Raw genomic sequence first — 1,636 nt, 5'->3', positions numbered from 1 at the left:
GCGTCCTTGAGGCGTAGAGCGTGCCCTAAGCCTGCTCCTTGTGAAAACGCCTGTATGACAATCGGTGGTGCTTAAAAGTGCCCCGGTCTGACTGTATATCGGGATCGCATCACCAAGGAAAAAACGACCTTTGTGTCAGTGCGCCCTGCCTATGCTACCTTGCCAAACTCAGATTTTCATGCTCGGTGGTGAAGCATCTTCATGAAGACTGTATGGTAGTTTATGGCAGGGGGATTTTTCAGACATCAGGCTCCAGCGCCACCGAAAAGCTCCCACCGCCTTTTTCGGGTTCCCAACCCGCCGCTCGCGCCTGACGGATCGCCTCGGCAATGCGCCTTGGAGTTGCGATGCCATAGGGCAGTATCCGCAGATAGCTCGTCCCATCGGGCAGGTGAACCATTGATGTGCTCTGATTGGAGCGCGGTGCCCCAAGATCCACTTCCAGCACCGAGCCGCCACTTTCAAAGGCGACCAGCACGATCAGATTCGGAAACGGGTGGCTGTCCCAGTCGGCCTTTCGGACTTTCCAGAGGTAGTTCACCCCGTCCACATCGAGCTTTCGCATCCCACGCTTAGAGATTGCCATCGTACTGTGCTCCTACAAAGCTGCCCGTGAGCCGCGCCGCCACAATGCCCTCACTGACGACCTCAACCCCCAGTGTCAGCCGCCCCCGGCCTTTGCGCGTGACCATCGCCACAAACCGCTCCCAGTCTCGCTCACTCGCACTCACCGCCGGGGCTTCTCTTTCCAGGCAACCACGGCATACGCATCAGCAGCGCTGGTGACGGCGACAAATCCGGCCTCATGCAGGCGCTTGACCACGCCCTTAGTAACCGTTGCACCGTGACGGCTCTTCGGGTCACCGATGTAGTGAAAGAGGCGGCCACGCCGGGAGAGCACCCGAGTCGCATCGCGGTAGAAATCCCCGGAGTAGAGATCGCCCGCAAGCTGCATCGTGGGCGGGTCGTGGATAATCAGATCGAAGGCGGCATTGGGAAACTCCTTGATCAGTGCAGCGGCATTGCCACTTTTTCGAGTGATATTAGATCTTGTAAACAGCGGCTCAGACCAGGGGTTTCTCGCAGCCATTGCCTCCACGCCTGGATCAAACTCGATCACCGTGACATGCGCCGCCGAGTTCGCCGCGCAGATTGCTGTGTATCCCAGACCCATGCAGGTATCCAGAATGCGGCCACTTACCGGCTGGCACGCCGTGATTTTTTTAAGCGTGTCCTCCCACGGGCTCACGTGCTTGGTGCGGTGCATGGGAAATCCGGCCACGAGCACGGTCGGCGCTCCCTCTGGCTGGCCCCAGAGCGAGATGGCGCGCTCGGTGGTGGGCGAGAAAATATAGGCCCGCTCCAGCGTGCCATCGTCGTTTATCGTAAAGCAACCCGTGTCGTGCTCTGCCACCTCTTTGACCGCCTCCCACAAGACCAGTGGCCCCTCGGGAAGCTGCACCCCCGCCTCGCTGAGAGCCACCATGCAACGGGATTTATTGAGATCGAGCGTCGTCTCCAGCTCGGTCACGCCTTGGTCAAAGGCAGCAAGCCAGGGAAGCGCCTGCCAGCGGGAGATGATCATCGTGTGAAGCTCCAGGAGACCACGTGGCCTTCTTTGTAGGGCATGACCCCG

At 59.5% G+C, this 1,636-nt stretch carries 3 protein-coding genes; all 3 read right to left on the bottom strand.

The features are described from left to right. Positions 1–238 precede the first annotated feature (238 nt). Positions 239–586, bottom strand: coding sequence for a hypothetical protein (locus RMO15_RS26720; protein ID WP_309719998.1), 348 nt, complete (start codon positions 584–586; stop codon positions 239–241). Next, positions 573–731 (bottom strand): hypothetical protein, encoded by a 159-nt coding sequence (locus tag RMO15_RS26715; RefSeq protein WP_309719996.1) that lies wholly within the window; start codon positions 729–731, stop codon positions 573–575. The genes RMO15_RS26720 and RMO15_RS26715 overlap by 14 nt, the downstream gene beginning before the upstream one ends. Next, positions 728–1,636, bottom strand: a 909-nt coding sequence (locus RMO15_RS26710) for a hypothetical protein (protein ID WP_309719994.1), incomplete at its 5' end; no start/stop codon positions are given. The genes RMO15_RS26715 and RMO15_RS26710, both read right to left, overlap by 4 nt.

Origin of the sequence: Armatimonas sp. (assembly GCF_031410135.1) — a bacterium.
GTDB lineage: Bacteria > Armatimonadota > Armatimonadia > Armatimonadales > Armatimonadaceae > Armatimonas.
This window is presented reverse-complemented; position numbering and strand designations above follow the sequence as displayed.